We start from the raw sequence: 24,402 nt of genomic DNA on the forward strand, positions 1-24,402 counted from the left end.
TACGCTGACGCTACATCCGGGTGACGCGCAAAGCTCCTCGCCAACGGACGAGCGCCATCATGGCATCATGCCACTGTTTTTCCCGACCGGAGCAAACGTAATTCGGTATCGCCGAAATCAACAACCATTCGATTCTGTGGGCGATCATCCACGGCATCCTGGGTTGGCTGTACGTGATCTTCGTCGCGCAGTTTCGGTGACATCGCACCGGCAGGCAAGGCCGGCCCGCGCCGTTCGCAGCTTTTCCTTGCTTTCCCGGTCCCGGCCTCTACGGTCGCGCCGCGAACGAACCGCGAGACGAGACCATTCATGTCCGACACGATGAAATGCCCGGCCTGCAACTCCGAGCACGCCTACCAGGACCGCGGTCTCTGGGTCTGCCCGGAATGCGGCCATGAATGGAGCGGCGAGGCGGAAGCGGCCGCAGACACGGCGCAGGATGCGGGCGTGCGCGATGCCAACGGCAATGTGCTCGCCGACGGTGACAGCGTCATCGTGATCAAGGATCTCAAGATCAAGGCTCGTCCTCGGTCGTCAAAGGCGGCACCAAGGTGCGCAACATCCGCCTGCAGGATGCCAGCGACGGCCACAACATCGCCTGCAAGATCGACGGCATCGGTGCGATGAATCTGAAATCGGAGTTCGTGAGGAAGGCGTAGCTCGCGCTGGCGCGTCCCCGCTACGACGCCCGCTTCTCACGGCGGCGGGTGCGCGCCGAAGGCTTGCCACGCTGCCGAAGATCGCTCAGAAAAATTCCACGCTGAGATCGAGGCACGCGCGGCGCGCGGGCGACGTGGAAATGGAAGAACCAAAGTGAAGCAGTGGATTCCGCCTCTCCGCGGAACCCACCTGCCTTTTTGCGATATCAGCTTAGCGGGCCGCGCCCCTGGTGACATCGGCGGTCTTCACCTTGCGTGGGCTCAGCACCTTCGCCTGATGGACCGAGGCGACCGTGCTGGGCGCTGCGACCTTCTGCTCGACATGCGCAGCACCGAGCACGCGCACCTGCAGCGGGGAGACCGGGAAGCCGTTGGCCTCATAGATCGGCAGCTCGGCGGCGACGGCGGCCGTGCCGCCCGCGATCGTCAGGATGGCGGCGGCGATCGACAAAATCTTCTTGTTCATTGATGGTGCTCCAAAGGTGAGAGTCGGGGCATATTTAGGCGCGTTTTGCTGCAGCGCGACATACATTGCTGCATCGCAACAGCGCGCCCGACGCATGACGATATGCCTAATGCGTACAAGGCCTTGGACGAATCACACCGGCTGCGACATGGCGCTTCCACGGGCGGTGCTCAGCCACCGAGCCCATTGCCCCAGCCATCGAAGAGGTAAGTCTTCCAGGCCACGGTTCCATCCGTGCCGCGCCGACTGGCACGCCGGTAGTCGTCTGCCTGATCGGCGGTCCAGGTGATGATCGTGTCCGAAAGGCGATCGTGGAGGATGGCGGGCTCGGTGGGATCGAAGTTGTCCATGGGACGAAGCGAGGAATGTGTCATGGCGCCTCCAACGCTCCAGCCGCCGCAAAGTTTCGGCAGCGCAGCGAAGCAAAAGGTACGCTGCGCGTTCTGGATACGAAAGGGACAATAGAGATCCCTTGCTTCAACGCCATCGCCAGCGATTTGCAGCCTTGCGACCAGATTGGTGCCGAGAGCGTAGATGATCTCGATGATGGCGAGCGCGATTCCAGCTGCGATCAGCACCATAACAACCGGAGATTGCGGACTGACGGAACTGCACGGCCACAATCCAAGATTGCGTAAATGCATTCGCTGCAAGTAGATGACAATGCTGCATTTGCAGTCGATTTCGCGCCGATGCGTTGCTGGAACCATGATGGAACCCGCGTTGCACCTCGGCAACACCCGTCTCGAAAAGCCTGCATCCACCGATTTGCGCCATTGCGCCGCCACCCCGGAGCCCGAACAATCGAGGCGCTGCGTGCCTTTCCGTCAAGACTGTTTTCGTCAAGACTGTTTTCGTCAAGACCGTTTGCATCATGACTGTTCGGACAGGATGGTTCGAACAGAACCGTTCGGAGGCAGGGATCATGAACGATCGGCGGTCTCTTCTGGTGGCACTGTCGTGTCCCTCGGCCGTTCTCGCGGGCTGGCTGGCGTTGTCTCTCTCCGCCCATGTCCCCGCCCTCATCGAGAACAGCGGCGCCAATGCGGCTGCCGTCCCGCACGTCAAGGACTTCGGCCGCCTCGACCTCGCCGACGTGCCGCACGCTGCGACGATCGAGGACGGCATCGCCCTGACCGCCGAGATCGCCGCCGTCGCTGCGGCGCCTGCCGCGGCAGCGACAGCGCCGACAACGCCCGAGGAGCCCGCCTTCGCCGTCGAGCTCGCTTCGGCCGACCCTGTGCTGATCCTGCCGACGGAGGCAGCGCCCGCGCCGCAGACTTCGCCTGAACCGGAGCCCATCGCCAGCGCGGCTGCCCCTGCGCCGGAGCCCGTCAAGCTCGCATCCGCCGATCCCACCGAGATCGTGACGACGGACGCACTGTCCCCCGCCGCGGTTGCGGGTGGCCCCGTCGCGCCTGCCAGCAACGTGTCGCCGCCTGCCGACACCGTCACCGTGCTCGACGAATGCTTCGTCATCGATGCCTGTATCGACCGCTACCTCTGGACGCTCTATCAGCGCACCCCGAAAGAGGACACGATCAAGGTTCAGGAGCGGCGCGCCGTCACCATCAAGCGCAGGGGCAAGACCGTCACGGTGATGCGCAGCTTCACGAAGCTGGTCGATCAGGACTTCGGCTGGAAAGATCCGAAGGCGGCCGAGCGCGCCGGCATGTCGATGATGGACTACGTCATCGGCGGCATGGACAAGAGCTTCAAGCAGAAGCTGTTCCGCACACTGCTCGCAGCCGAAGCCGCCGGCCTGTCGCCGGGCATCACCAGCGCATTTCGCGACGATTACCGCCAGTCGATCGCGAGCGGCCTGAAGGCCGCCTCCGACCGCTCCTATCACGGCGGCAGCAGCCGTGGCGGCTACGGCCACGGCATGGCGGCTGACATCGTCAGCACCCAAGGCAATGACCGCGCGCAGCGCTGGGTCTCGACCGAGATCCTGTGGAAGTGGGTCGACGCCAACGGCAAGGCGTTCGGCATCGGTCGCCCCTATCTCGACCGCGATCCGCCGCATGTCGGCCCGATCGACGGCCAGGAATACATCTCGAAGCGTGGCACCGCCGATCGCAAGGACGTTGCAAGCGCCAAGCCGAAGAAGCTGCGGGCCGTGGCCAGCGCCAAGCCGCCAAAGGCCCACGCCGCGCGCGAGCAGAAGAGCTCGGCCAAACCGCAGAAATCGGCGCAATCCGCGACCAAGCGCGCAACCTGACCGGCTACGGCTTGCGCGGCGTTCTCGGCAACGGCACGAGCCGCATCTCGGCCGAGCCGGCTTCCTGCGTGCGCACCAGCACCGCAAAGATCGTGTCGACCGCAAGCCGTACGGCCGACTCCATCGCTTCGCCCTTGGCCAGATGCGCCGCAATCAGCCCGGTGAGGAGGTCACCGGTGCCGTAGGGACGGATCGGCAGGCGCAGTGTTGCAAAGCGCGACAATCGCCCGCCGGCGCACAGGATCGTCTCGACCTGCCCCGCCGCCGTGTCAGCGAGGGTGCAGCCGGTGGCGACGACGTCGGTACGGCCTGCCCCTGCCAGTACCGCGCAAGCCGCGCTGAGGCCTTGGGCATCGGCAGTCGTCACTCCCGAGAGCAGCTCGAGCTCGAACTGGTTCGGTGTCGTGAGGTTCGCCGCCGGCAGCAGCCGGTGCCGGACAACGTCCAAAATGCCGTCCGCGACATAGACGCGGCCGTCATCGCCGATCACGGGATCGCAGAGATAGACGAGCTTCGCATTGCGCGTGCGCGCCCGCTCGACGAAATCGGCGATCACGGCGGCATTGGCGGGCGAGCCGAGATAGCCGGTTACGAGCACGGCCGCCTCGTCGACGAGACCGCGCTCCTCCACGCCCTTCAGGAGATCCGCGATGAGCTCGGTCTCCAGCACCCGGCCGCGCAGGCTCGGATAGCGCGGATGGTTGGACAGCAGCGTCGTCGGCACCGCCGCAACGTTCACGCCCTCCGCCTGAATGGCGTAGGCAGCCGCGCTGTTGCCGACATGGCCGTGGACCACCTGGCTCTGAATGGAGATGACGAGCATGAGATAGGTCCGTAGAGTCAAACGTTGAGTGTGGCAAGAGCAGCAGGCCCGCGGTCTCGCGCTTCAGCGGCGTGCAAGCTCATCGAGATAGGCGCAGAACATATCGGCCAGGCCGTCTGCTCATCAACTCTGGAGACTTCGAACGACCACCCCGACCATCGCATCGCTTGCGCCGCTGCTGGATCGCCTGTTCGGCGAAGCCGAGGCTGCAAGCGACGCAACGGAAGCCGCTGTTGCGGATCTGTCCGACGCAGACCGGGACCGAATGATGCGGAGCAAGACCGAATATCGCGATCTCTATGGACGCCTGAAGGAGGCACCGCTCGCGGTCTCGCGCGAGACCGGAGCGCTGCTCTACATGCTGGCGTCCGCATCATGTCGCAGGTTCGTCACTGACACATGATATGGGCTCGGGCTCATGACCTCCGCCTTCAATGCCTACGCAGCTCTCGCCCTTGCCATCGTGTTCGAGGTCACGGCGTCGGCGTTGCTGCAGCAGTCCGCGCAATTCACCCGTCCCTGGCCGACGCTGGCGATGGTGCTGTTCTACGCCGCCTCGTTCTACGCGCTGTCGGTGGCGATCCGGGTCATCCCGTTGAGCATCGCCTATGCGATCTGGGGCGGGGTCGGCATCATCCTGACCGCCACCGTTTCATTCGTGCTGTTCCGCCAGATACTGGACGCTGCAGCCTTCGTCGGCATCGCGCTGATCGTATCAGGGGTCGTGATCATCAACCTGTTCTCGGAGACCACGATGCGTTGATGCCGGAATGCCACGGCGCGCCGTTATTGGCTCTGCACCGGCTTGGGCGGACGCGGCGCCGAACGGGGCGCCTTTGCACCGGGCTTGCCCGAACCCCGGGGCGGCGGCTCATCAACCGACTCGAGATAGGCGGCAAGTGCCTTGGCCGAGTCGGAGCTGGTTGCGTAATGATCCCTCAGGAACCAGGACAGCGTCAGGCTGAAGCGGCCCTTGGCAAGGCCGCGTGGGCTGCGGTGGCAGGTCGCGCAGCCTTCAGCGAAGATCTTCGCGGGCGATTTGCCGGCGTCGAGATTTTGCGCGACGGCGGCCGTCGCCGTCAGCACTGCGGCTGCAAGAATCATCAAGAGCGCGGTCAAGTCGCGTCCCGGTCGAAACAGCGACGTCAAATGTGGTCCCCCTCGCCCGGCGTGCGATCACGCGGCCGACGGCTGATCGAATTCGGGCGGCGCGTAGGCCTTGCCGTCCTGGTCGGTAATGACGACCCGCCAGCCCTCGCTCGCCCACACTTTCGCCTTCGCCACGATGAGCAGCCGGCTCTCGCGGGCGAAACTGTACTTCTCGTTGTCGCGTTCTGCGACCATCTTGTAGGCCAATTCGCATCCCCTTGCGTCGCCCTGCACCCGGCCTCCTCGTGGCAGCGGGCTTTGGCGGCAATTCGCCGGGAGCGTGGCAATTTGATGCCATCCGCAGGCAGTATGGCCGGCCCCGTACCATCGGCAACGGAGCCGATCCTGCTGTTCGGATCGGCGCTAAAGCATGATCCGGAAAAGTGCGAAGCGGTTTTCCGGAAAGATCATGCGTAAACAACAAGCTAAAGCGCGATGACGATTCATCCAAATCTCATCGCGCTTTAGGGTCTGTACTCAATAGGGATTCCCGCTGAGGCGGAGTTGTGATTCAAGACCTCCGAGTCGAAGGGGGGCTTGATGGGGCAAAAGCTATATTGGCTGAGTGAGGCGGAGTGGAAGCGGATTGAACCGCTGTTGCCACGTGGGCGGCGCGGCGCCCATCGCGTGGATGACCGACGCGTGATCAGCGGGATCCTCCACATGCTGCGATCGGGCGCACGCTGGCGAGACTGCCCGGCAGATTACGGCCCCTACACGACCATCTATAACCGCTTCAATCGCTGGAGCCGCCAAGGCGTGTGGGGCAATATTTTCTACGCCTTGACTGGCTCAACCGGCCGGGTCGGGACAATGTCCATCGACGCGACCCACATCAAAGCCCACCGCTCGGCGGCGGGCGCAAAAGGGGACTTCCAGCAGGCGGTCGGCCGCTCGCGAGGCGGACGCACCACCAAAATCCACGCGCTGACCGAGGATTATGGACGTCCGATCGCCTTCGTGATCACGCCTGGCAACTGCCATGACCTCACGGCGGCGCGCGATCTGCTGCCTGCCGTCTCACCTGCTCGACGATTGCTTGCTGACAGGGCCTATGACGCCAATAGCCTGCGTGAGTGGTTGGCCGAGCGCGGAACAAAGGCAGTAATTCCGCCCAACCCAACTCGCAAGCATCCGCACCGGTACGACGTGAAGGCCTACAAAGGACGCAATCTCATCGAACGCATGTTTTGCCGCCTCAAGGACTTCAGGCGGATTGCGACCCGCTACGACAAGCGAGCCGACAACTTCCTCTCGGCCATCCTCTTGGTCGCCGCCGTTACTTGGTGGATCAATTGAGTCCGGACCCTAGCACTACTTTGGCAGATTGTTGATTTTGGCGCGTTTTATAGGATTCCCGAATCAATTTTTCAATGATTCATGGGTGGTCGGCTCTTGGAGGGCTGACCATGCTGGGATGGGAAGACGAACTCGAACGCTGGCTGATGCCGTTCTTGGACCGACTGGGTCATAAGACCCGGCAGCGGATGTGTCCTCTGTATGTTGCGGGATTGATCGGTCCCGGCGATCGTAAGAGCGTTCAGCCGATGGCGGAACGCCTTGCCACCAGCACCTACGACCAGTTGCACCATTTCATTGCGGACGGTGTCTGGGACGCGACGCCGCTGGAGACAGAGTTGCTCAACCAGGCGGACCGACTTGTCGGCGGCAGGGATGCGGTGCTGGTTATTGATGACACCTCACTTCCCAAGAAGGGTGAGCGCTCGGTCGGTGTTGCGGCTCAATACGCCTCGGCTCTCGGTAAAACGGCAAATTGCCAAACACTGGTGTCTTTGACGCTTGCGCGCGGCGAAGTACCCGTGATGGTCGCGTTACGTCTCTTTCTGCCTGACAGTTGGACAAGCGACGAATCTCGTTTGAAGCGCGCTCGCGTGCCAGTCGAACATCGAACGCCACGGTCCAAGCCGGAGATTGCTTTGGCCGAGATTGACCGCGCGATAGCAGCCAACGTGCGCTTTGGATATGTGCTGGCGGATGCAGGATACGGCCTCAGCGCACCGTTTCGACAAGGGCTAACAGAGCGCGGGCTGGTCTGGGCTGTCGGAATCCCGCGGCACCTGAAAGTGTATCCGGTCGATGTGAAGCTCATTTGGCCGATTACCAAAGCCCGCGGGAAACCACGAAAGCACCACGTGCCCGATATCTTATCAATTGCGGCCGAGCAAATGCTGGCCGGCGCCAAATGGAAAACCGTGAGTTGGCGTAGCGGGACGAAAGGTCGGCTTAAAGCCCAATTTGCTGCGGTCCGTGTCCGGACCGCCGACGGCCCTCCGCAGCGGATATGGGATAAAGGTCAGCAGCATCTCCCAGGCGACGAAGCCTGGCTCATTGGCGAGCAACGTGCGTCCGGGGAGAAGAAATACTATCTGGCCAATCTTCCGGCGGCGACGGATCTGCGCACGCTGGCCGCCACCATCAAGGCACGGTGGATTTGTGAGCAGGCGCATCAGCAGTTGAAGGAGGAACTTGGACTTGATCACTTCGAAGGGCGATCATGGCAAGGTCTTCATCGCCACGCCCTGATGACAATGATTGCCTACGCCTTCCTGCAACATCGTCGCCTCGCACACGCGGGGCGGAAAAAGAATCTACGGGCCTCCGCCTCAGCCAACCATGCCAGCCGTACGTCACGCCATCGTCGATCTCATCCTTCGGCCGCAGTCTCAGCATTGCCCATATTGCCGAAGGCAAATCCGTGAAAAACAGCGGCGAAAACACAATCTGCCAAAGTAGTGCTAGTGCACGCGGATAATATGGGGACGGCCGAGATTGATCAGGCCCTGCACCGCCGAGAGGCGGTCATCGAGGGCTGCAATGGTGAGCAGCAGATTGTTGCGACGCTCGTCGAGCAAACCCATCTCGGCGCCGGTGAGCTTCGCGCTCGCCCGTTCCTTGTGGATCGCTTCGAGAGATTTGCGCAATCCGGCGATCAGGCCGGCCAGCTGCTTGGCCTCCTTGGTCATCGACCGCTTTGCGACATTTTGCTGACGGCGCGTCTCCGCTTGGCTCTGTCTCATCATCATCCTCCGGTGCCCCGCTGCCCCGAGTGGATGACTACAGCTTTGGGTAGACATATTACGATCGATGAAATCTGTCCGCGAAGAACTTTCTTAAATTGTACGCGCACGGAACTTGAGCGGCCCGCCAAGCAGAAAGCCCGGCGCGAGGGCCGGGCTTTCCAGGGAAGGCTGAAGCGCGATGAGATTTGGATGAATCGTCATCGCGCTTCAGCTTGTTGTTTACGCATGATCTTTCCGGAAAACCGCTTCGCACTTTTCCGGATCATGCTTTAGTGCTTCTGGTGACCGTCGCCGGGACCGCCGGCCGGGGCGCCACCCGCACGTGGCGCGGCATTGACGTGCGGAGCGCCACCGCCGCCGGGATGCGGCATGGCAGGCGCGGTCGCGCGCGGTGCCGGCATCTGCGCGCGCGCATTCATCGGCGCACCATGACTCACATTCGGCTGCGCCACGTGCGGCGTCGCGGGCCGTGCGGCAGGTGCAGCCGACACGCGCGGCGCTTCATGCGCACGCGCCATCGGTTGGGCACGGACGGCGGCGCGGCTTGCAGCTTGCTCGTGCATCATGCGCGCCTGTGCATCGCGCGGATTGCGGCTCTGCACATTGGCCCGCTCATGCGCGATGCGCTCGCTACGGCCGACGCGCGTCCGGTCGGCCGTTACTGCAGCGTCGCGTTTCGTGATCGCCGCATCACGCTTCGTGATCGCAGCGTCGCCCCTTCCGATCGCAGCGTCGCGCCTTGCGATCGCAGCGTCGCGCCTTGCGATCGCGGCGTCGCGGGTGGCAATCGCGGCATCGTGCCGTGAGGTCGTAGCGTCACGCCCCGAGATCGCGGCGGCACCCTTGCCACGCACGCCTTCACGTTCCAGCGCAATTGCTGCGTCACGCGTCGCTGCACGACCGATACGGGCTGCGCCCGGGTCGAGCGTCATCCGCGTCGCAAAGCGCTCGTGCGAGATCCAGTAATTATTCCAGTAAGCGTGGCGGCGGTACCAGGGGCGTCCCGCATAATAGCTCGACCAGTACGAGGTCAGCACGAAGGGCACGACTGGCACGTCGATCTCGTCGACATAGTCGGGGAGATAGACGTAGTGATTGCGGTAGAGATATTCGAGATATTGCGAGGATACCCAGCCGCGATCGTCGGAGAAGCTCACGTCGCACCAGGCATTGCCGCGCAGGCAGCCATGGATGTTGACGCGGGCGCCGCCGGGGATGCGATCGACCAGGGGAAAGCCCGCGCCCGGCCCGGCACGCAGACCGGTCGAGACGGTGACGATGCCCGGCGCGGCCAGTGCGGCCGTCGGGGCGAGCAGCAATGCAGCAAACAGAACGCTTCTGAGTCTCATGGCATGTTCCTCCTCTGCGAGACGGAACGCGCAAGCGAAACGGGCGTTCCGCCTGTCATCATTGCATCCGCCGAAAGATTGAGAACACGCCGCGCGCGGAGTTCAATATTCATCCGCCGTTCATCGACACCGCGAGCGTAGCAATTCCAGCGTCAGTTCACCGGCAGCATGAAGGCGTCGAAGTACGAGGCGAGCCCTGCAAAGTCGTCGAGCGGCAGCACGCTGGCGACATACTGGTCGGGCCGGACCACGACCATGCAGCCGGCTTTTCGATCGATGCCGCGCATTGCGAAGACGTCTTGGCCGCCCTTGAGGTCCGGAGAAAACATCTTCTCGTAGTCGATCAGACCATAGCGGCCCTTGCGCGGGAGCAGCATTGGCGGCATCGCCGCGACGGCAAGCTCACGATGATCCTGCTGGAAGACGGCACGCAGGTCGATCACGCTGTCGATGTCTGCGCCAACAGGCGTGTATCGCCGCATCGGCGGTTCCCGGGATTCGGCAAGGAAGTTGCACAAGCCACGAATGGCCGAGCCGGCAGCCGCAGGATTCTCGGCAGGCGAAAACGCGTAGATGCGGAATCGGCCATCGGCCTGCGCCGCGTGGCCGAGATGCACCGGCTTGGCGTCCGCCACACGGATCACCGGCGCAGAATGGAAGCGCTTGCCGATAACGAGGCCTTCCGCGAGATGCTGATGCGTGGCCGCGCCGGTGAGAACCGATGGACGGTAATGCGTCGCCGTCCCTGCCGTGTAGCGGCCGTGCCGGACGAAATAATCCTGTGTCTTCGCCGCATCGGCACCGGCGGCCTTCGCGGCGGAAGCGAGAATTCCCGCCCATTCGCGGTCGAAATCGATCAACTCCTTCGCGACCGCCTGGCGCTCCGCCGAATAGGAGTGCAGCAAGCTCGGCGCACATTGCTTGCGGAGCACGGCGGCGAGCTTCCAACCGAGATTGAAGGCATCCTGCATCGAGACATTCATGCCCTGCCCGGCCTTCGGGCTGTGGGTGTGGCAGGCATCGCCGGCGATGAAGATGCGCGGCAGGCGCGTATCGATCTCCGCCTCCGGCACATCGTCGAACTTGTCGGTCAGGCGCTGGCCGATCTCGTAGACCGACCACCAGGCGATTTCCTTCACCTCGAGCGAATACGGCTTCAGGATCCGCTGCGCTTTCGCAATCACGTCGTCGGCAGTGATGTTGCGATTGGCGACGCGCTCGCCGACGTCGAGTTTTGCGAGCTCGACATAGATGCGGACCATGTAGCCGCCTTCGCGCGGAATGATCAGCAGGCTGCCGTCCTTGGCCGACTGGATCAGGGACTTGAAGCGGATATCAGGGAAATCCGTCACGGCCAGCACGTCCATCACGCCCCAGGCGTGGTTGGCGGAATCGCCCTGCAGCTCGCGCCCGATCGATTTGCGCACCGTGCTGCGTGCGCCGTCGCAGCCGACGACGTAGCGCGCCCTGATCGTCTCGACCTTCCCCTCGTTTCCAGCATCGACGCGTTCGAGCCGCACGATCACGGCATGATCGGCGGCATCAGCCGCCGGATCGACATGGAGGTCAAGCACGCGCCGGCTGTAATATGGCGCGAGCTTCGCCGGCGATTTGCGCATGACGTCGAGAAAGCAGTCATGGACGCGCGCCTGGTTCAGGATGACGTGCGGGAATTCCGACAGTCCGTCCTCGACGTCCTGCACCCGGCCGCTGCGCGTGATCTTCTCCGGCGTCCGCTCATCCGGCTTCCAGAACGTCGTCTCGTTGACCCAATAGGCCTCCTTCAGCACACGTTCGCTGAAGCCATAGGCGTGGAACATCTCCATGGTGCGGCAGGCGATACCGTCGGCCTGCCCGACCAGCAGGCGCTCCGGCTTCTGCTCGACGATGCAGGTCTTGATATCGGGGAATTGCGCAAGCTGAGCGGCGAGCGTCAGGCCGGCAGGCCCGCAGCCGACGATGAGAACGTCGACCTCGGCAGGCACGCTTCCCGCCGCCCCCGACGCCTGAACGCGCGCAGCGGGATCGGCGATTTCTGGGTCGCCCGGCTGAAATCCATTGAGATGGAATTGCATGAGCACCTCTCCCGTCAACTTCTGTTTGGATATTGATCAGTATGCTGACTATCAGTATACTTGTCAATGACCCTCACCCTCCGCGGAGACTTCGGTGAAAGACCACAACGACATGCCCGGGCATCTGGCGCGCCGCTTCCAGCAGATCGCGGTCGCGGTGTTCCTGGCCGAGGTCGAAGACGCCGGCTTCGATCTCACGCCGGTGCAGTACGCCGCGCTCGCGACCATCAAGGCCAATCCGGGGCTGGACCAGGTAACGCTCGCAGGATTGATCGCCTACGATCGTACCACCATCACCGGCGTGATCGACCGCCTCGTCCAGAAGGGCCTCGCGGAGCGCCGCCCCTCCAGCCGCGACCGCCGCGCGCGGGAGCTTGAGATCACCGACGAAGGCCGGCGCACGCTGCGCAAGATCACGCCGGCCGTCGAATCCGCGCAGCGCATCATGCTGCGTGGTCTCAGCGCGAAGGAGAGCGAGGAGCTGATGCGGCTCTTGCGCAAGGCCATCGCCGCCGGCAATGAGCTCAGCCGCGCTCCGCTGCGCGATGCGCAGGTCTGATGCCGCACGCCGTCCGTAATTGTCGCAGCGCACGAAACCAGGAACTAACCTTCGGCTGCTAACGTCGGCCGCATTGGGCGCTTAACGCGCGATTAACTTTGCGGGGCGGAGTTTCGGATGTCCAGGTTCGTCGTTATGGCCGCAGCCATCGCGCTCTCGACCGGTCACGCGCTCGCCAACGGCCATGGCGGCGGCGATACCCCGCCCCCGCCGAAACCCGAGGCGACGACGGCACCGGCGAAGGTGGTCCTGACCAAGCAGGGTCCCAAGCTCGTCGATCTCAAGGGCATGACGCTTTATTATTACGAGCGCGACACCACCGGGAAGACCTCGAACTGCAACGGCAAGTGCACCGAGAGCTGGGTGCCGCTGGCGGCGACGGCCGACGCCAAGGCTGTCGGCGACTTCACCGTGATCAGCCGCAACGACGGCACCAAGATGTGGGCGTACCGCTACCGCCCGCTCTACACCTCGCCCGCCGACAAGGCGCCGGGCGATGCCAACGGCAATGCCACGACGCTGCAATGGCGCATTGCCCGGCCTGAGTAGCAGCGCAGAAACAACCTGGCTCGAACGGCCGGTCGCGCAGCCTCACCCGCGCCAGCGCCCGCCCGTTTCGGCCTGCGCGCTCTGCCCTGGCGGCAGTACCACCACGGTAGAGCCCAGCTTCACCCGATCATAGAGATCGATCACGTCCTCGTTGCGCATCCGGATGCAGCCGGACGAGATCGCCTGCCCGATATATTCGGGCTGGTTGGTACCGTGGATGCGGTAGAGCGTGTCCTTGTTGCCGACATAGAGATAGATGCCCCGCGCGCCCAGCGGATTGGCAGGCCCCCCGGGAACGCGCGCCGGATAGGGGCCGAGTCGCGCCTGGATATCCGCTGTCGGAACCCAGTCCGGCCATTCCGCCAAGCGGCCGACACGCGCGACGCCGGAAAACGCCATGGCTTCCTCACCGACCGCAACGCCGTAGCGGATCGCCTTGCCATCGGGCAGCACGTAATAGAGGTAACGCGCATCGGTATCGACCAGGATCGTGCCCGGCTGCTCCTTGCGACGGTAGTCCACGATGTGGCGGAGATATTGCTCGGGCACGTTCGCCTGCGCATAAGGCGTGTGCGCGAGCAACTGACGGTCGCGCGGCGTCATGCTCGCATCCGTCGATGGCGAAAGCGTCGCCTGCATGCAGCCGCCCAGCGGCAACATGGCTGCGACGAACAAAACGAGTAGAGATCTTGGCACCGCCGGCCCCCGGATAGCGGATAGCAGCGCCCCCAGCAGCCCCACATGCTGCCAAAATCGTGCTGAAAACAAGGCAGGATGGAACAATTGCGCGTGTTCGACAAACCGGGTTCCATCACCACAAACGGCGGAAGACTGTCGCATCATCTCCATTCCCTCGCCTTGCTTTGGTCAAACCCGGCTGGACTCGTTGCGGCATGGGGATCGGCATGGGCTCACCTCAGATCAGCCCCGCGCCAATGCGGACGAATTAAACCTCATCAACCGGGCTTCAAAGGAGCTGCGATGCTCGCGACGCTGAATGCCAAGCAAATCGTCGATGAGATCGTGAAGGACACGATCAAGGACAACGATCCGCATGACGCGCTTCAGATCTCTCCGGAGATCGTGCTGGCTTCGCGGCCAGCCAGCGTGCCCCCCGCGCTGGCGCCGGAGATCGCGCCGCGTCCGGAGCCCAAGTTTACTCCGGAGCCCAAGTTTACTCCGGAGCCAAAGTTTACTCCGGAGGCAAAGTTTACTCCGGAGCCGAAGTTCACTGTGGAGCCGCCGCGCGCGCCCGAGCCCACCATCAACGTCGTCTACGGAAAGCCCGCCGCGGCACCGTCGGTCGACACGGCTGTCCGCGTCACGTCCAGTGATGGTCCGGTCAGGCCGAAGCGATCCTCGATCGGCAAGTGGCTGCGCGGTGCGTTCGTCACGTTCCTGCTTGCGGGCACCAGCGTGGCGGCCGCCATCGCCTGGGAGAAGCACGGCGACACAGCAAAGCAAATGCTCGCCGAATGGACGCCGGTATTGACGTCGCTGATGCCGTCTTCCATGCCGCTGATGTCTTCGACCCCGCAGGCGACGCCCGTCGCGGCGGCGCAAGCTGCCCCGCCTGAAGCGCCAGCGGTAACCGAACAAGCGGCCGATCAAGCTGCGACCCCGCCTGCGACCCAGCTTGCCGCCGCGCCCGCAACAGCGCAGCCCGACACCTCGCAGTCGTTGCAGTCGCAGTCGTTGCAGTCAATGACGAACGATATCGCCGCGATGGCGCAGCAGATCGAGCAGCTCAAGGCCAACATCGCCGAGTTGAAGGCCGGACAGGAGCAGATGGCGCGTGAGATGGCGAAGCCGCCTGCGCCCAGGCCAGTGGCTGTTGAGACGAGGCCGGCCGATCCGCGCCCGCGCGCTGCTGCGCTCCCGCCGCAGCCTCCCGCGCCGCCGCTTCGCAAGCCCAAACCGGCTGTCAGGCCGGCCGTGACGCGGACCTACATGCCGGCCTATTCGCCCGCGCCGCCCGCGCCTCCACCGCCATCGCAGGCAGCCGCGGCCCCGCCGCCAGCGGCGCCCGTTGCGACGACGCAAGCCGTTGCCGATGACGACGGACCTGTCGTGCGTCCGCCGATGCCGCTGCGCTAGCAGCGGCAGACGACAGCACGACATCGCGCACGCTGTCCGAGTCGGTGTGATGCGTTGAGTCCGGGCGATTACGGAAGCGATGCCTCGTTCGTCTTCCGCTCAAGAGAAAAGGCCGTCGGGATCTATGCCGCCGGCCTTCTCTTGCAGCTGCCGGTTCCCGGAGCCCGGTTCTGCTGCAATTCCATGCCTTATGATCCCGCGGATATATTTAACAAAATCTTAACGAACCCGCACGCTGCACATCATTTCTGCGCCATAAGCCCAGAGATTGCGCGGCTAGTACATTCGGCAGATATCGACTCAGTGGTACCATCCGACATGCGTTGAGACTTGCGCTGAAGCTCAGATCGTCACACCGGGGGAAGTCGGATGCCCTACTACTCTTTCGATCTCGTGGTTGGTGAAGAGTTCAAGAACCAAGGTGGAATCATCCTCGAAGACATCGAGGTTGCCTCCGATCGCGCCGATCAATTGGCGTGCGAGCTGTCGCAGGTGAAGCCGGAGCTGCAGCAGAAGGGTTGCGCGGTGCGCGTCACCGATGGCGATCACAACGAGCTCTATCGCACGCCGCTCGATCCGGTGCCGGCCTGGCAGCGCTAAGCTGAGCCTAAAGCATGATCCGGAAAGATCATGCGTAAACAACAAGCTAAAGCGCGATGACGATTCATCCAAATCTCATCGCGCTTTAGTCCAGCGTCGGCGGCTCGAACCAGTTCGTTAGCGACAATCCGCCATCGACGACGAAGGCTGCGCCGGTGACGTAAGCGGAAAGCTTGTTCGACAGCACCGTGAGCGCCATCGGCACGAGATCCTGGGCCTCGCCGAGACGCCCTAGCGGAATGTGCCGCGCCAGCGCGGGATCGGCAACGAAGCCACCGGCTGCGATCGCGCCGGGCACCAGCGCGTTGACGCGGATATCATGGCGGCCAAACGTCTTGGCCAGCTCCTTCACCAACATCCCCAGCCCCGCCTTCGCCGTCGAATAATGCGGCAGGTTGCGCGGGGTGCCCGCATGCAGCGAGGTCAGAAACAGGAACGAGCCCGGCCGCTTCGCCGCGATCAGCCGTTTTGCGAGCTCGCGCGCCAGATGAAATCCGGCATCGAGATTGACGGCGTGCATCTCCTGCCATGTCCTGCGATCGACCGCGAGCGCATGATCGGCCTCCCGCCGCGGCGGCGAGGCGCTGTGGACGAAATGCGTGATCGCGCCCAGCGCGGCATGTGCGGCAGTCAACAGCTCATCGCAGGCCTCGAGCCTGGCGAGATCGCCGACCCAAGGCACGGCCAAATCGGGCCTCTCGCTCGCGCTGATCGCGGCACGCACCCGCTCCGCGTTCACATCCGCGAACATGGTGCGGACGCCCTCGCCGACCAAGCCTAGCGCGATCGCGCGGCCGATGCCGTTGCCCGCGCCGGTGACGAGCGCGGTGTCGTATGCGGGATCGAACGGCGTGCTCAACAGGCTCATGTTGCGCTCCGCGGCTGGGGAGCGCCAGGTTAGCCCACCGCCCGGACGGACGACAATCGCGCTCCAGCCCCATTGCCGAGCGGCGCGCCGGACGCTAGCCTCTCAAAAAAACGGAGGAGGTTCCAGGGATGCGCGCCGGTTTTCTGATGACGGGCCTGTTGCTGATGGCTGCGCCGGCGCAGGCGGCCGACGCGCCGCCGCGGTCGACCTATGTGACGATGGTCTTGCAGGCCTTCGCCGCCAAGGTCGAGTGTCCCAATACGGACCTCGTCTATCAGGACCTCGTGCAGAGGGCGCAGCAGATGCATCTGCCCGACGGCACCACCGAGAAGGTACGTAAGGCGATTGCCTGGATGCACACTGGCGGCAAGATGGGTGAGAAGCAGGACGATGATTTGATGGCCGAGGTCGCGGTCGCGACCCAGGCGACCGACATGGACCAGCGCCGCCTCGGCATGCCCGGCTGGTGCGAGGCCCAAAAGACCAACCTCGCCGGCCTGATCCGCAGCAAGGGCGGCTAGCCGGTTTCGCGGTGTTAAGCACGCCGCGACGGAACCTGCGCTACGGCCCAAAATCGTCACAATCCTCGAAAGCATGCGGCCTCCTGGAATTCGAACAGGAGGTCCTCATGCGGAGTATCCATTGCGTTTTCGCCGGCGCGATTGCGGCCGCCACGGTGCTGACTGCGCCCGCACTGGCGAGGAATTCCGATGCCCAGAAGGGCGAGGAAAAACCCACATCGTCGTCGTCCTGCAGTGCCTATCAGCAGGCGCCGGACGGCACGTGGGAACCGCTCCCCTGCAAGGAGTCGGGCGAGCGTGCGCAGCCCCAGACACACAATCGCACTTCGTCGCAAGGCGCTGACCGCGGGGAGCGTTGAGCGTGACCGGGCCTCTGAATGTCAGCTCTGATGCGGGCCGCGCATGATCTTCATGGCGTCCACGATGTGACGCCACTCCTTGGCCTCCTCGGCCTCGCCGCGGCCCTCGCAGGCCTGAGCCTGCTCGGCGGCCTTCGCGATCGCAGCAAAACCGTGCTGCTCGAGCATCTGCCGGGCAACGGTATGGACCTGGACCTCGGACATCATGGGCGCTCTCCGGTCTGACCAACTGCGGTGCAACGCTCCCGCGGGTTGTTCACAACGATTGAAGCCCGGGCGCGTTCCGTCCGATCGACGTGAGCCCGAAGACAAGGCGGCCGCCATGCCCGGCGGACCGCCTTCTCACCCACCCCATAACGGGAATCTTCGGCCGCGTGCCCTACGCGACCGCCACCTTCTTGCGCTCGAAGTCGTTGGGCACCTCGATGTCGACCTCCAGGGTCGAGACCTCGTCGCCGCGCTCGAGCCGGACGATGACCTTGGTCGGGTCCAGCGTCACATGCTTGGACACGACGGCGAGAATTTCCTCACGCAGCACACCGAGCAGATCGGGCTGGCCGCGCATTCCGCGTTCATGGGCAAGCAGGATCTGCAGCCGTTCGCGAGCGACGGGCGCCGAGGCCTTCTTGCCGCGGAGAAGTCGAAGCAGACCCATGCTCATGCAGCCCTCCGTCGCAGCAGACGATCCATCAGGCCTCTCCGCTCGGCAGGAACATGCATCGTCACGTTCTCGCCGCAGAGGCGCTTGGCCGCGTCCATGTAGGCCCGCGCCGGCGCGCCGTCCGCGTTGGACAGAGTCACCGGTGTGCCGACGTTGGAGGCCTTCAACACGTCCTGGCTCTCGGGGATGATGCCGAGCAAGGGCGTGGCCAGGATCTCGAGGATGTCGTCGATGGTCAGCATCTCGCCCCGCGCGGCGCGCGAGGGATCGTAGCGGGTTATGAGAATGTGCTTCTCGACCCGCTCACCCTTCTCGGCCCGCACCGTCTTGGAATCGAGCATGCCGATGATGCGGTCGGAATCGCGCACCGAGGAGACTTCCGGATTGGTGACGATCACGGCCTCGTCCGCGAAGCGCATCGCCATGGACGCGCCGCGCTCGATGCCGGCCGGGCTGTCGCAGATCACCCAGTCGAAGCGGCTGCGCAACTCGGCGATGACCTTGCCGACGCCCTCTTCCGTCAGCGCGTCCTTGTCGCGGGTTTGCGAAGCCGGCAGCAGCCACAGATTCTCCAGCCGCTTGTCGCGGATCAGCGCCTGCGGCAGCTTTGCCACCCCCTGCACCACGTTGATGAGGTCGAACACCACGCGGCGTTCGGCGCCCATCACGAGGTCGAGGTTGCGCAAGCCGACGTCGAAATCGACGACGACCACCTTGTCGCCGCGCTGCGCGAGCGCCGCTCCCAGCGCGGCGGTCGTGGTAGTCTTGCCGACCCCGCCCTTGCCTGATGTCACGACCAGTACCTTACTCATCGCAAATGTCTCCTTTGCTGGTCAGTTCAGCGCTGTAATTCGCATGGTATTCCCCTGCAGCCAGGCCTGCGCCGGTTTGCCGCGCAGGGCCTCGTCGATGTCGTCGGCAGTCTGATAAAACCCATCGATCGCAAGCAGTTCGGCTTCGATCTTCTGGCAATAGATGCGCGCGCTGGTGTGTCCGTTCACGCCCGCCATGGCGCGGCCGCGCAGCGCGCCATAGACGTGGATCGAGCCGCCGGCGACGACTTCGGCGCCGGAGCCGACCGAGCCCAGAATGGTGACGTCGCCTTCCGGGAAGATCACGGTCTGGCCCGAGCGCACGGGGTTTTCGAGCAGCAGCGACGTCGGCTTGGTCTCGGCCTTCAGTTCGGCCTTCTTCGGCGCGCTCGGCTCGACCACGCAGCTGCGCCCACCATTCAGCAGCGGCGGCATCATCGGTGTCAGCCTTCCCTCCTCCACGCCCTCGATGCCGAGCACGCGGATGTTGCGGTCCTGAAGACTGGTGAGCAGATGGCCGATGCCGGCCTGGCTGAGGTCGACCGAGGACAGATCGATCACCACGGGCCGACCGGCGAAGAAGCCTGGCGAGCGCGCGATGGTGGCGTCGATCTCATGCAGCCAGTCCTGGACCGGAACCGTCGGCGTGAACACGAAAGCCACATAGGAGCGCCCTCGCAGGCGCACCATTTGACGTTGGACTTTAGCTGCAGCCTCCATCACGGCCGACTCGTTCCCTGTTATTGAATGGTTAACGATGCGGCGGATATGGTTAACGGCGGGTTAACTTTCCGTGGGATTACGTGGGGAAGGATCGTGGCAGATTGCGCGCTCCCATGTCCCGGACGCGCTGCAACGCGCAAGCGTTGCTGCGCAGAACCGGGGGTCATGCTCTCGGCGAGATGGGCCCCGGCTCTGCAGCGAATCGTCAAAGGGACGCTGCGCTGCGTCCGGGGCACGAGCGGAGAGCAAGGCACACACTTTCCACATCGTCATTGCGAGCGCAGCGAAGCAAATCCAGACCGCCTCCCGCGGGGAGCCTCTGGATTTGCTTCGCTGCGCTCGCAATGACGAGGACAGACGGTGAGCCCGCCCCCTACTTCTTCACCTTGCTCGCATCCATCTTGATGCTGGGATCGAGCATCTTGGTCGTGAATGCGGTGGTGACGTCGAACGGCTTCTCCATGCCGAGATAGGTCTGGACCAGTTCGTAGTCCTTCTTCATTCGCTCGCCGTCGATCCAGCCGAGACCCTTGGTGGTCGTGAACTCGTCGGTCATCAGGAATTTGATGCGCTCCCACTGCCGCTCCTGGTTCTCCTTGTCGAGACCGGAGACCTGGTCGAGCAGCGCCTTCAGGCACGGCGTGACGTCGGCAACGCACGCCGCAAAGGCCTTCTGCGTCACGCGCACGAAATCCTCGACGACCTTCGGATTCTTCTGAAGGTACGCGCCGTTGACGATCAGCGAATTGCCGTAAGGGTTGAGCCCGATGTCCTTCCAGTTGAGGTAGCCGAGATCGGGTCCGAACTCGATGACCTTCAGGTCGTGCTCGTTGTAGAAGTCGCTGATGATATCGACGGTGTGGCTCTTCAGCGCCGCGATCTTCGCGGTCGGTCCGACATTGACGAAGCCGACGGAGTCGGGCGCGAGCCCTGCCGCCTTGGCGAACGCCGGCCACATCACGCGCGAGGCATCGCCCGGCGGATTGCCGATCTTGTGGCCGGGGAAATCCTTCACGCCGTTCACGCCATAGCTCTTCAGCCAGTAGAAGGTCTGGCCGGTATTGGCATAGACGCTCATCACCGCGACCGCGTCGGCGCCCTTGCTCTTGGCCACCAGCATGGTGGCGAGATCGGCGACGCCGAACGGCGAGCCGCCGGAGCCGACCTTGGCGGCGGAGACGCCGGAGCCCTTGCCGGTCTCGATGGTGAGGTCGATGCCGGCCTTCTCGTACCAGCCCTGCGACTTGGCGTAATAATAGGGCGAGTGATCGGCCGTCGGCGTCCAGTTCAGGATCAGATTGACGGCTTCTCCCGCATGCGCGGGCACCGCCGACGTACCGACTCCCAAGGCCAACATCAGGGCCGAGCCCGCCGCCTGCAAACGCTTCATCGCATCTCTCCTCGTTGCCGCGACCCGGCTTGTCGCTCTCCCCTTGTGAGGATACCAATGCAACAAGCCCGCCCTCAACTTGTCAACTGTTTGGTTGGAAATGCCCGCAAAACGATCTGGCGACACCGTGCCGCAGCGCCGCGACCCCGTCGCCACCCGCAAGAAACTGCTGACGGCGGCGCGCCAGGAATTCGCCCGGCACGGTCTTGCGGGCGCCCGCGTCGACGAGATTGCCGGGCGTGCCGGCGTCAACAAGCAGCTCGTCTATCACTATTTCGGCGACAAGGACGCGCTGTATCTGGCCGTGCTCGAATGGGTCTACGAGGACATCCGCGAGCAGGAGCGAAGGCTCAATCTCGAAGGCCTGCCGCCGGAGACGGCGATCCGCAAGCTGATCGAAGCGTCGTTCGACCACCTGGCGGCGAACCCTGATTTCATCGTGCTCTTGAACGACGAGAACCGCGGCGGCGCCCGCCACGTCCGCGGCTCGACCCGGCTGGAGGCGATGCACTCACCGCTCGTGAGAAGCGTTTCCCACATCCTCAACGAGGGGGTGCGCGCAGGCGTGTTCCGCAAGGGGATCGATCCCGTCCAGCTCTATATCTCGATTGCGGGGCTCAGCTATTTCTTCTTCTCCAACACGCCGACGCTGTCGGCGATCTTCGGCAAGGATCTGTCGAGCCGTGCCCAGCGGCGCGCCCGGCGCCGGCACGTCGCCGACCTCGTGCTGCAGTCGCTCCGGCCCTAATCAACCAACTGGTTGAAACTTTCTCGAAGGCCGGTTAGGCTTGCGACCTGCGGCATCGCTGCCGCGGCCAACAGGGAGCAGTCGGTGGCAGGAGACAGCGCACGCAGCTCGCGCAGCTTTGCGATCATCCTGATCGTGCATCTCGCCGTGCTCGTGCTGTGGCAGGTCGCGGTCGATGCCTTCCACGTGCCGAAATTCATCCTGCCCTCCCCGCTCGCGACGGTGCAGACGCTGGGGACGGCGGGCTACGCCTGGGGCGCCAACACGCTGGTGACGGCGATCGAGATCCTCGGCGGCTTTGCGCTCGGCGCATTCGTCGGCGTGGCGCTCGCCGTGATCTTCAGCTGGGCCCCGCTGCTGAGCCTCGTGCTGCTACCGCTGTTCGTCACGCTGAACATGATCCCGAAAGTCGCGCTCGGCCCGCTCTTCATCGTCTGGTTCTCCTACGGCATCGTGCCCAACATCCTGATCGCCTTCAGCATCTGCTTCTTCCCGATCCTGCTCACCACCGCGCGCGGCCTGCGCGAGGTCGAGCCTGATCTGCTCGACCTCGTCAAATCGCTGCGCGGCTCGCGCTGGACGCTGTTCCGCAAGATCCAGCTGCCGGGATCGCTGCCCTACGTGTTCTCCGGCATGAAGGTCGGCGCCATCCTGGCGGTCGCCGGCGCCATCGTCGGCGAGTTCATCGCCTCCGAGCGCGGGCTCGGCTACCTCATGATCCAGGTGCAGTCCTCGCTCGACACGCCCGCGATGGTGATGGCCGTCGTGCTGCTGACGCTGCTCGGCGTCGCTCTCTATGGCCTGGTGCTGGCCCTCGAACGCATGTTCGTGGTCGGTGACGCAAGGCAGACCTGACAACGGCAGAATTAAGACCCGGGACAAATCCATGCTGCTCACACGCCACACGCTGCCGAAGACCATCCCCGATGTCGCTGCGCTCGACGAGCTCTTGTGCCGGCCGACGCAGGCGCTGATCGACGACCTCGAGAAGGTCGAGGGCGACATCATGATCCTCGGCGTCGCCGGCAAGATGGGCCCGACGCTGGCGGGGCTCGCGAAAGCCGCCGCGCCGGACCGCCGCGTCATCGGCGTCGCGCGCTTCAGCGACCCGAGCGTGAAGGATTGGCTGCATGCGCGTGGCGTCGAGACCATCAATTGCGACCTGATGGACGAGCGCGCAATTCAAGCGCTGCCCAAAGCGGCGAACATCGTCTTCATGGCGGGACGCAAGTTCGGCGCCGAGGGCGATCTGTCGCTGACCTGGGCGATGAACGCGCATGTGCCGGCGCTGGTCGCGCAGGCCTTCCCGTCCTCGCGCATCGTGGCGTTCTCGACCGGCTGCATCTATCCCTTCGTGCCGGTCGACGGCAAAGGCTCGACCGAGGAGATGGCGCCGAATCCGCCCGGCGAATACGCCCAATCCTGCGTCGGCCGCGAGCGCATGTTCGAATATTTCTCGCGCAAGTTCGGCACGCCGGGTCGCCTGTTCCGCCTCAATTACGCGATCGACATGCGTTACGGCGTGCTGCACGATATCGCGACGAAAGTGCTCAATGGTTCGCCAATCGACGTCAGCCTCGGCCATGTCAATTTCATCTGGCAGGGCGATGCGTCGGCGCAGGCGCTGCGCTGCCTCGCCCATTGCACCACGCCGACCTCACCGCTCAATGTCAGCGGCCACGAGATTTTGGCGGTGCGCGATCTCGCCCAGAAATTTGGCGCCAGGTTCGGCCGCGCGCCGGTGCTGACGGGCAAGGAAGAGCCGACGGCGTGGCTGACCGACACGTCGAAAGCAGTTGAGCTGTTCGGCCTGCCGGTGGTCGACACCGAGCAGCTGATCGCCTGGACCGCGGATTGGGTCTCTCGGGCCATGCCGAGCCTCGGCAAGCCCACCAAATACGAGGTGCGCGATGGACGCTACTGACGGGCCGCCCGTCCTCAAGCTCGGCGTGCAGGACGCGATCGCAGGGCTGGCGCTCTCGACGGAAGCGCACTGGAATCAGACCGAAGAGGACTGGCGCATCTTCCTGCGCGAGGGCATCGTGTTCGGCATCCGCGACGGAGCGCGACTGGTCGCGACCGCAGCCCTCCTGCCCTATTCCGGCAACAACGCCTGGATCAGCATGGTGCTGGTATCAGGCACGCACCGCCGCCGCGGCCTTGCAACGCGTCTGGTCGATGCCTGCCTGGAAACGGCGCGCAAGAATGGACTGACGAGCTGGCTCGATGCGACGCCCGACGGCGCCGCCGTCTACGGACCGCTCGGATTTACACCGATCCTTCAATTGCGCCGTTTGAAGCTGGAGAAATCCGCGCAGGCCACCGAGGCGGCCCCATCGGCCGCAACGCTCGAGGCGCTTTGTACCCGCGACCGGCGCGCCACCGGCTTCGACCGCACTGCTCTGCTGACCGCTTTCACACAGCGCGCTGGGTCACGCATCGTCGCAGCAAGCGGATGCATTGCGTTGGTCCGCGACGGCAGAACCGCGCGCCATATCGGCCCGTTATTCGCCGATCATGCCACCGAAGCGCTGGCGCTGGTTCGCGCGATTGCAGGATCCCAAGACGGCCCACTTCTGCTCGATGCCGTCGCGTCACAAGCTGCGTTCCTGGAGGGATTGACGAGGTCCGGCTGGACCATCGAGCGGCCGTTCCAGCGCATGCGGTTCGGCCCCGCCACCATCGCGGCCGAAGAAACGCCATTCGCCGTCGCCGGCCCCGAATTCGGATAG

Annotated in this window: 30 protein-coding genes and 2 pseudogenes; 16 read left to right on the forward strand and 16 right to left on the reverse strand. The window is 64.2% G+C overall.

Going from position 1 to position 24,402, the window contains the following annotated elements:
- Positions 1-65: 65 nt before the first annotated feature.
- The gene (locus P6U27_RS19575; protein ID WP_407194547.1) at positions 66-341 is read right to left on the reverse strand and encodes a hypothetical protein; all 276 of its coding nucleotides are present in this window, start codon (positions 339-341) and stop codon (positions 66-68) included.
- Between P6U27_RS19575 and P6U27_RS19580 the strand changes: the two are divergent.
- Positions 310-659: pseudogene (locus tag P6U27_RS19580) on the forward strand (zinc ribbon domain-containing protein YjdM). The gene P6U27_RS19575 and the pseudogene P6U27_RS19580 overlap by 32 nt on opposite strands.
- A gap of 211 nt (positions 660-870) precedes the next feature.
- Here the strand turns inward: P6U27_RS19580 and P6U27_RS19585 are convergent.
- Positions 871-1,125 (reverse strand): hypothetical protein, encoded by a 255-nt coding sequence (locus tag P6U27_RS19585; protein ID WP_122403465.1) that lies wholly within the window; start codon positions 1,123-1,125, stop codon positions 871-873.
- A gap of 170 nt (positions 1,126-1,295) precedes the next feature.
- Positions 1,296-1,835 carry a hypothetical protein gene (locus tag P6U27_RS19590; RefSeq protein ID WP_407192365.1) on the reverse strand — a complete coding sequence of 180 codons (540 nt, stop codon included), beginning with the start codon at positions 1,833-1,835 and terminating at the stop codon, positions 1,296-1,298.
- 215 nt (positions 1,836-2,050) lie between these two features.
- Here P6U27_RS19590 and P6U27_RS19595 point away from each other — a divergent pair, with 215 nt between their 5' ends.
- Positions 2,051-3,346, forward strand: coding sequence for a hypothetical protein (locus tag P6U27_RS19595; RefSeq protein ID WP_122403466.1), 1,296 nt, complete (start codon positions 2,051-2,053; stop codon positions 3,344-3,346).
- 4 nt (positions 3,347-3,350) lie between these two features.
- Here the strand turns inward: P6U27_RS19595 and pdxY are convergent, their stop codons facing one another.
- Positions 3,351-4,169 carry a pyridoxal kinase gene (gene pdxY / locus P6U27_RS19600; RefSeq protein ID WP_122403467.1) on the reverse strand — a complete coding sequence of 273 codons (819 nt, stop codon included), beginning with the start codon at positions 4,167-4,169 and terminating at the stop codon, positions 3,351-3,353.
- A 100-nt stretch (positions 4,170-4,269) separates the two neighbouring features.
- On the opposite strand from pdxY, the pseudogene P6U27_RS19605 reads away from it, so the two are divergent.
- A pseudogene (locus P6U27_RS19605) lies at positions 4,270-4,566 on the forward strand (hypothetical protein); the annotation flags it as partial.
- 21 nt (positions 4,567-4,587) lie between these two features.
- Positions 4,588-4,932 (forward strand): multidrug efflux SMR transporter, encoded by a 345-nt coding sequence (locus P6U27_RS19610; RefSeq protein WP_122403468.1) that lies wholly within the window; start codon positions 4,588-4,590, stop codon positions 4,930-4,932.
- A gap of 23 nt (positions 4,933-4,955) precedes the next feature.
- Here the strand turns inward: P6U27_RS19610 and P6U27_RS19615 are convergent, their stop codons facing one another.
- Both P6U27_RS19615 and P6U27_RS19620 read right to left on the reverse strand, forming a co-directional pair.
- A complete protein-coding gene (locus tag P6U27_RS19615) occupies positions 4,956-5,273 on the reverse strand; it encodes a hypothetical protein (protein WP_162500601.1) in 318 nt (105 codons plus the stop codon).
- A gap of 72 nt (positions 5,274-5,345) precedes the next feature.
- Positions 5,346-5,552 carry a hypothetical protein gene (locus P6U27_RS19620; protein WP_162500295.1) on the reverse strand — a complete coding sequence of 69 codons (207 nt, stop codon included), beginning with the start codon at positions 5,550-5,552 and terminating at the stop codon, positions 5,346-5,348.
- Between the two features lie 306 nt (positions 5,553-5,858).
- On the opposite strand from P6U27_RS19620, the gene P6U27_RS19625 reads away from it, so the two are divergent.
- A complete protein-coding gene (locus tag P6U27_RS19625) occupies positions 5,859-6,617 on the forward strand; it encodes an IS5 family transposase (protein WP_244608005.1) in 759 nt (252 codons plus the stop codon).
- 74 nt (positions 6,618-6,691) lie between these two features.
- Positions 6,692-8,038 carry an IS701 family transposase gene (locus P6U27_RS19630; RefSeq protein ID WP_407122783.1) on the forward strand — a complete coding sequence of 449 codons (1,347 nt, stop codon included), beginning with the start codon at positions 6,692-6,694 and terminating at the stop codon, positions 8,036-8,038.
- Positions 8,039-8,074: 36 nt separating this feature from the next.
- On the opposite strand, the gene P6U27_RS19635 is transcribed toward P6U27_RS19630, so the two are convergent.
- From P6U27_RS19635 to P6U27_RS19645, 3 genes are all read right to left on the reverse strand, one after another.
- The gene (locus tag P6U27_RS19635) at positions 8,075-8,356 is read right to left on the reverse strand and encodes a hypothetical protein (RefSeq protein WP_162500296.1); all 282 of its coding nucleotides are present in this window, start codon (positions 8,354-8,356) and stop codon (positions 8,075-8,077) included.
- A gap of 272 nt (positions 8,357-8,628) precedes the next feature.
- On the reverse strand, positions 8,629-9,708 hold the full coding sequence (locus tag P6U27_RS19640; RefSeq protein ID WP_122403472.1) for an SH3 domain-containing protein: 1,080 nt from the start codon (positions 9,706-9,708) through the stop codon (positions 8,629-8,631).
- Positions 9,709-9,860: 152 nt separating this feature from the next.
- On the reverse strand, positions 9,861-11,783 hold the full coding sequence (locus P6U27_RS19645; protein ID WP_407192366.1) for an FAD-binding monooxygenase: 1,923 nt from the start codon (positions 11,781-11,783) through the stop codon (positions 9,861-9,863).
- 94 nt (positions 11,784-11,877) lie between these two features.
- Here P6U27_RS19645 and P6U27_RS19650 point away from each other — a divergent pair, with 94 nt between their 5' ends.
- Both P6U27_RS19650 and P6U27_RS19655 read left to right on the forward strand, forming a co-directional pair.
- Positions 11,878-12,342, forward strand: a complete 465-nt coding sequence (locus tag P6U27_RS19650; protein ID WP_122403474.1) for a MarR family winged helix-turn-helix transcriptional regulator — start codon at positions 11,878-11,880, stop codon at positions 12,340-12,342.
- 117 nt (positions 12,343-12,459) lie between these two features.
- On the forward strand, positions 12,460-12,891 hold the full coding sequence (locus P6U27_RS19655) for a hypothetical protein (protein ID WP_122403475.1): 432 nt from the start codon (positions 12,460-12,462) through the stop codon (positions 12,889-12,891).
- Positions 12,892-12,933: 42 nt separating this feature from the next.
- On the opposite strand, the gene P6U27_RS19660 is transcribed toward P6U27_RS19655, so the two are convergent.
- The gene (locus tag P6U27_RS19660) at positions 12,934-13,551 is read right to left on the reverse strand and encodes a L,D-transpeptidase (protein ID WP_162500602.1); all 618 of its coding nucleotides are present in this window, start codon (positions 13,549-13,551) and stop codon (positions 12,934-12,936) included.
- A 321-nt stretch (positions 13,552-13,872) separates the two neighbouring features.
- On the opposite strand from P6U27_RS19660, the gene P6U27_RS19665 reads away from it, so the two are divergent.
- Positions 13,873-14,988 (forward strand): hypothetical protein, encoded by a 1,116-nt coding sequence (locus P6U27_RS19665; RefSeq protein WP_122403476.1) that lies wholly within the window; start codon positions 13,873-13,875, stop codon positions 14,986-14,988.
- 369 nt (positions 14,989-15,357) lie between these two features.
- Positions 15,358-15,588: a DUF6894 family protein gene (locus P6U27_RS19670; protein ID WP_122403477.1), complete on the forward strand. Its 231-nt coding sequence runs from the start codon at positions 15,358-15,360 to the stop codon at positions 15,586-15,588.
- An 85-nt stretch (positions 15,589-15,673) separates the two neighbouring features.
- Here P6U27_RS19670 and P6U27_RS19675 read toward each other — a convergent pair whose 3' ends face one another.
- Positions 15,674-16,456, reverse strand: coding sequence for an SDR family NAD(P)-dependent oxidoreductase (locus P6U27_RS19675; protein WP_122403478.1), 783 nt, complete (start codon positions 16,454-16,456; stop codon positions 15,674-15,676).
- Between the two features lie 128 nt (positions 16,457-16,584).
- On the opposite strand from P6U27_RS19675, the gene P6U27_RS19680 reads away from it, so the two are divergent.
- The gene (locus P6U27_RS19680) at positions 16,585-16,977 is read left to right on the forward strand and encodes a hypothetical protein (RefSeq protein WP_122403479.1); all 393 of its coding nucleotides are present in this window, start codon (positions 16,585-16,587) and stop codon (positions 16,975-16,977) included.
- 107 nt (positions 16,978-17,084) lie between these two features.
- Positions 17,085-17,336 carry a hypothetical protein gene (locus tag P6U27_RS19685; protein WP_122403480.1) on the forward strand — a complete coding sequence of 84 codons (252 nt, stop codon included), beginning with the start codon at positions 17,085-17,087 and terminating at the stop codon, positions 17,334-17,336.
- A gap of 21 nt (positions 17,337-17,357) precedes the next feature.
- Here the strand turns inward: P6U27_RS19685 and P6U27_RS19690 are convergent, their stop codons facing one another.
- From P6U27_RS19690 to P6U27_RS19710, 5 genes are all read right to left on the reverse strand, one after another.
- A complete protein-coding gene (locus P6U27_RS19690; protein ID WP_027572193.1) occupies positions 17,358-17,543 on the reverse strand; it encodes a hypothetical protein in 186 nt (61 codons plus the stop codon).
- A 172-nt stretch (positions 17,544-17,715) separates the two neighbouring features.
- The gene (gene minE / locus P6U27_RS19695) at positions 17,716-17,997 is read right to left on the reverse strand and encodes a cell division topological specificity factor MinE (RefSeq protein WP_035703963.1); all 282 of its coding nucleotides are present in this window, start codon (positions 17,995-17,997) and stop codon (positions 17,716-17,718) included.
- Complete coding sequence (gene minD / locus P6U27_RS19700) at positions 17,994-18,809, reverse strand: septum site-determining protein MinD (protein ID WP_122403481.1); 816 nt, start codon at positions 18,807-18,809, stop codon at positions 17,994-17,996. Before minD ends, minE begins: the two co-directional genes overlap by 4 nt.
- Before the next feature lie 21 nt (positions 18,810-18,830).
- Positions 18,831-19,529, reverse strand: a complete 699-nt coding sequence (gene minC, locus P6U27_RS19705) for a septum site-determining protein MinC (RefSeq protein ID WP_407192367.1) — start codon at positions 19,527-19,529, stop codon at positions 18,831-18,833.
- A gap of 376 nt (positions 19,530-19,905) precedes the next feature.
- Entirely contained in the window at positions 19,906-20,922 is a 1,017-nt protein-coding gene (locus tag P6U27_RS19710) for an ABC transporter substrate-binding protein (protein WP_122403483.1), read from the reverse strand.
- A 100-nt stretch (positions 20,923-21,022) separates the two neighbouring features.
- Between P6U27_RS19710 and P6U27_RS19715 the strand changes: the two genes are divergently transcribed.
- The 4 genes from P6U27_RS19715 to P6U27_RS19730 all read left to right on the forward strand — a co-directional run bounded on the left by P6U27_RS19715 (position 21,023) and on the right by P6U27_RS19730 (position 24,402).
- Positions 21,023-21,670, forward strand: a complete 648-nt coding sequence (locus tag P6U27_RS19715) for a TetR family transcriptional regulator (RefSeq protein ID WP_122403484.1) — start codon at positions 21,023-21,025, stop codon at positions 21,668-21,670.
- 84 nt (positions 21,671-21,754) lie between these two features.
- On the forward strand, positions 21,755-22,525 hold the full coding sequence (locus P6U27_RS19720) for an ABC transporter permease (RefSeq protein ID WP_209296590.1): 771 nt from the start codon (positions 21,755-21,757) through the stop codon (positions 22,523-22,525).
- Between the two features lie 31 nt (positions 22,526-22,556).
- Positions 22,557-23,594, forward strand: a complete 1,038-nt coding sequence (locus P6U27_RS19725; RefSeq protein ID WP_122403486.1) for an NAD(P)-dependent oxidoreductase — start codon at positions 22,557-22,559, stop codon at positions 23,592-23,594.
- Positions 23,581-24,402: a GNAT family N-acetyltransferase gene (locus P6U27_RS19730; RefSeq protein WP_122403487.1), complete on the forward strand. Its 822-nt coding sequence runs from the start codon at positions 23,581-23,583 to the stop codon at positions 24,400-24,402. The genes P6U27_RS19725 and P6U27_RS19730 overlap by 14 nt, the downstream gene beginning before the upstream one ends.

This window comes from Bradyrhizobium sp. STM 3566, from assembly GCF_045571445.1.
GTDB classification, from domain to species: Bacteria; Pseudomonadota; Alphaproteobacteria; order Rhizobiales; family Xanthobacteraceae; genus Bradyrhizobium; species Bradyrhizobium vignae.

What these genes read in the sequence shown, in the direction of transcription:
- P6U27_RS19585 (WP_122403465.1), bottom strand. Translation starts at nt 1,125, where the DNA reads ATGAACAAGAAGATTTTGTCGATCGCCGCCGCCATCCTGACGATCGCG.
- P6U27_RS19590 (WP_407192365.1), bottom strand. Translation starts at nt 1,835, where the DNA reads ATGGTTCCAGCAACGCATCGGCGCGAAATCGACTGCAAATGCAGCATT.
- P6U27_RS19595 (WP_122403466.1), top strand. Translation starts at nt 2,051, where the DNA reads ATGAACGATCGGCGGTCTCTTCTGGTGGCACTGTCGTGTCCCTCGGCC.
- pdxY (WP_122403467.1), bottom strand. Translation starts at nt 4,169, where the DNA reads ATGCTCGTCATCTCCATTCAGAGCCAGGTGGTCCACGGCCATGTCGGC.
- P6U27_RS19610 (WP_122403468.1), top strand. Translation starts at nt 4,588, where the DNA reads ATGACCTCCGCCTTCAATGCCTACGCAGCTCTCGCCCTTGCCATCGTG.
- P6U27_RS19615 (WP_162500601.1), bottom strand. Translation starts at nt 5,273, where the DNA reads ATGATTCTTGCAGCCGCAGTGCTGACGGCGACGGCCGCCGTCGCGCAA.
- P6U27_RS19625 (WP_244608005.1), top strand. Translation starts at nt 5,859, where the DNA reads ATGGGGCAAAAGCTATATTGGCTGAGTGAGGCGGAGTGGAAGCGGATT.
- P6U27_RS19630 (WP_407122783.1), top strand. Translation starts at nt 6,692, where the DNA reads ATGATTCATGGGTGGTCGGCTCTTGGAGGGCTGACCATGCTGGGATGG.
- P6U27_RS19635 (WP_162500296.1), bottom strand. Translation starts at nt 8,356, where the DNA reads ATGAGACAGAGCCAAGCGGAGACGCGCCGTCAGCAAAATGTCGCAAAG.
- P6U27_RS19640 (WP_122403472.1), bottom strand. Translation starts at nt 9,708, where the DNA reads ATGAGACTCAGAAGCGTTCTGTTTGCTGCATTGCTGCTCGCCCCGACG.
- P6U27_RS19645 (WP_407192366.1), bottom strand. Translation starts at nt 11,783, where the DNA reads ATGCAATTCCATCTCAATGGATTTCAGCCGGGCGACCCAGAAATCGCC.
- P6U27_RS19655 (WP_122403475.1), top strand. Translation starts at nt 12,460, where the DNA reads ATGTCCAGGTTCGTCGTTATGGCCGCAGCCATCGCGCTCTCGACCGGT.
- P6U27_RS19660 (WP_162500602.1), bottom strand. Translation starts at nt 13,551, where the DNA reads ATGTTGCCGCTGGGCGGCTGCATGCAGGCGACGCTTTCGCCATCGACG.
- P6U27_RS19665 (WP_122403476.1), top strand. Translation starts at nt 13,873, where the DNA reads ATGCTCGCGACGCTGAATGCCAAGCAAATCGTCGATGAGATCGTGAAG.
- P6U27_RS19670 (WP_122403477.1), top strand. Translation starts at nt 15,358, where the DNA reads ATGCCCTACTACTCTTTCGATCTCGTGGTTGGTGAAGAGTTCAAGAAC.
- P6U27_RS19675 (WP_122403478.1), bottom strand. Translation starts at nt 16,456, where the DNA reads ATGAGCCTGTTGAGCACGCCGTTCGATCCCGCATACGACACCGCGCTC.
- P6U27_RS19680 (WP_122403479.1), top strand. Translation starts at nt 16,585, where the DNA reads ATGCGCGCCGGTTTTCTGATGACGGGCCTGTTGCTGATGGCTGCGCCG.
- P6U27_RS19685 (WP_122403480.1), top strand. Translation starts at nt 17,085, where the DNA reads ATGCGGAGTATCCATTGCGTTTTCGCCGGCGCGATTGCGGCCGCCACG.
- P6U27_RS19690 (WP_027572193.1), bottom strand. Translation starts at nt 17,543, where the DNA reads ATGATGTCCGAGGTCCAGGTCCATACCGTTGCCCGGCAGATGCTCGAG.
- minE (WP_035703963.1), bottom strand. Translation starts at nt 17,997, where the DNA reads ATGAGCATGGGTCTGCTTCGACTTCTCCGCGGCAAGAAGGCCTCGGCG.
- minD (WP_122403481.1), bottom strand. Translation starts at nt 18,809, where the DNA reads ATGAGTAAGGTACTGGTCGTGACATCAGGCAAGGGCGGGGTCGGCAAG.
- minC (WP_407192367.1), bottom strand. Translation starts at nt 19,529, where the DNA reads ATGGAGGCTGCAGCTAAAGTCCAACGTCAAATGGTGCGCCTGCGAGGG.
- P6U27_RS19710 (WP_122403483.1), bottom strand. Translation starts at nt 20,922, where the DNA reads ATGAAGCGTTTGCAGGCGGCGGGCTCGGCCCTGATGTTGGCCTTGGGA.
- P6U27_RS19715 (WP_122403484.1), top strand. Translation starts at nt 21,023, where the DNA reads ATGCCCGCAAAACGATCTGGCGACACCGTGCCGCAGCGCCGCGACCCC.
- P6U27_RS19725 (WP_122403486.1), top strand. Translation starts at nt 22,557, where the DNA reads ATGCTGCTCACACGCCACACGCTGCCGAAGACCATCCCCGATGTCGCT.
- P6U27_RS19730 (WP_122403487.1), top strand. Translation starts at nt 23,581, where the DNA reads ATGGACGCTACTGACGGGCCGCCCGTCCTCAAGCTCGGCGTGCAGGAC.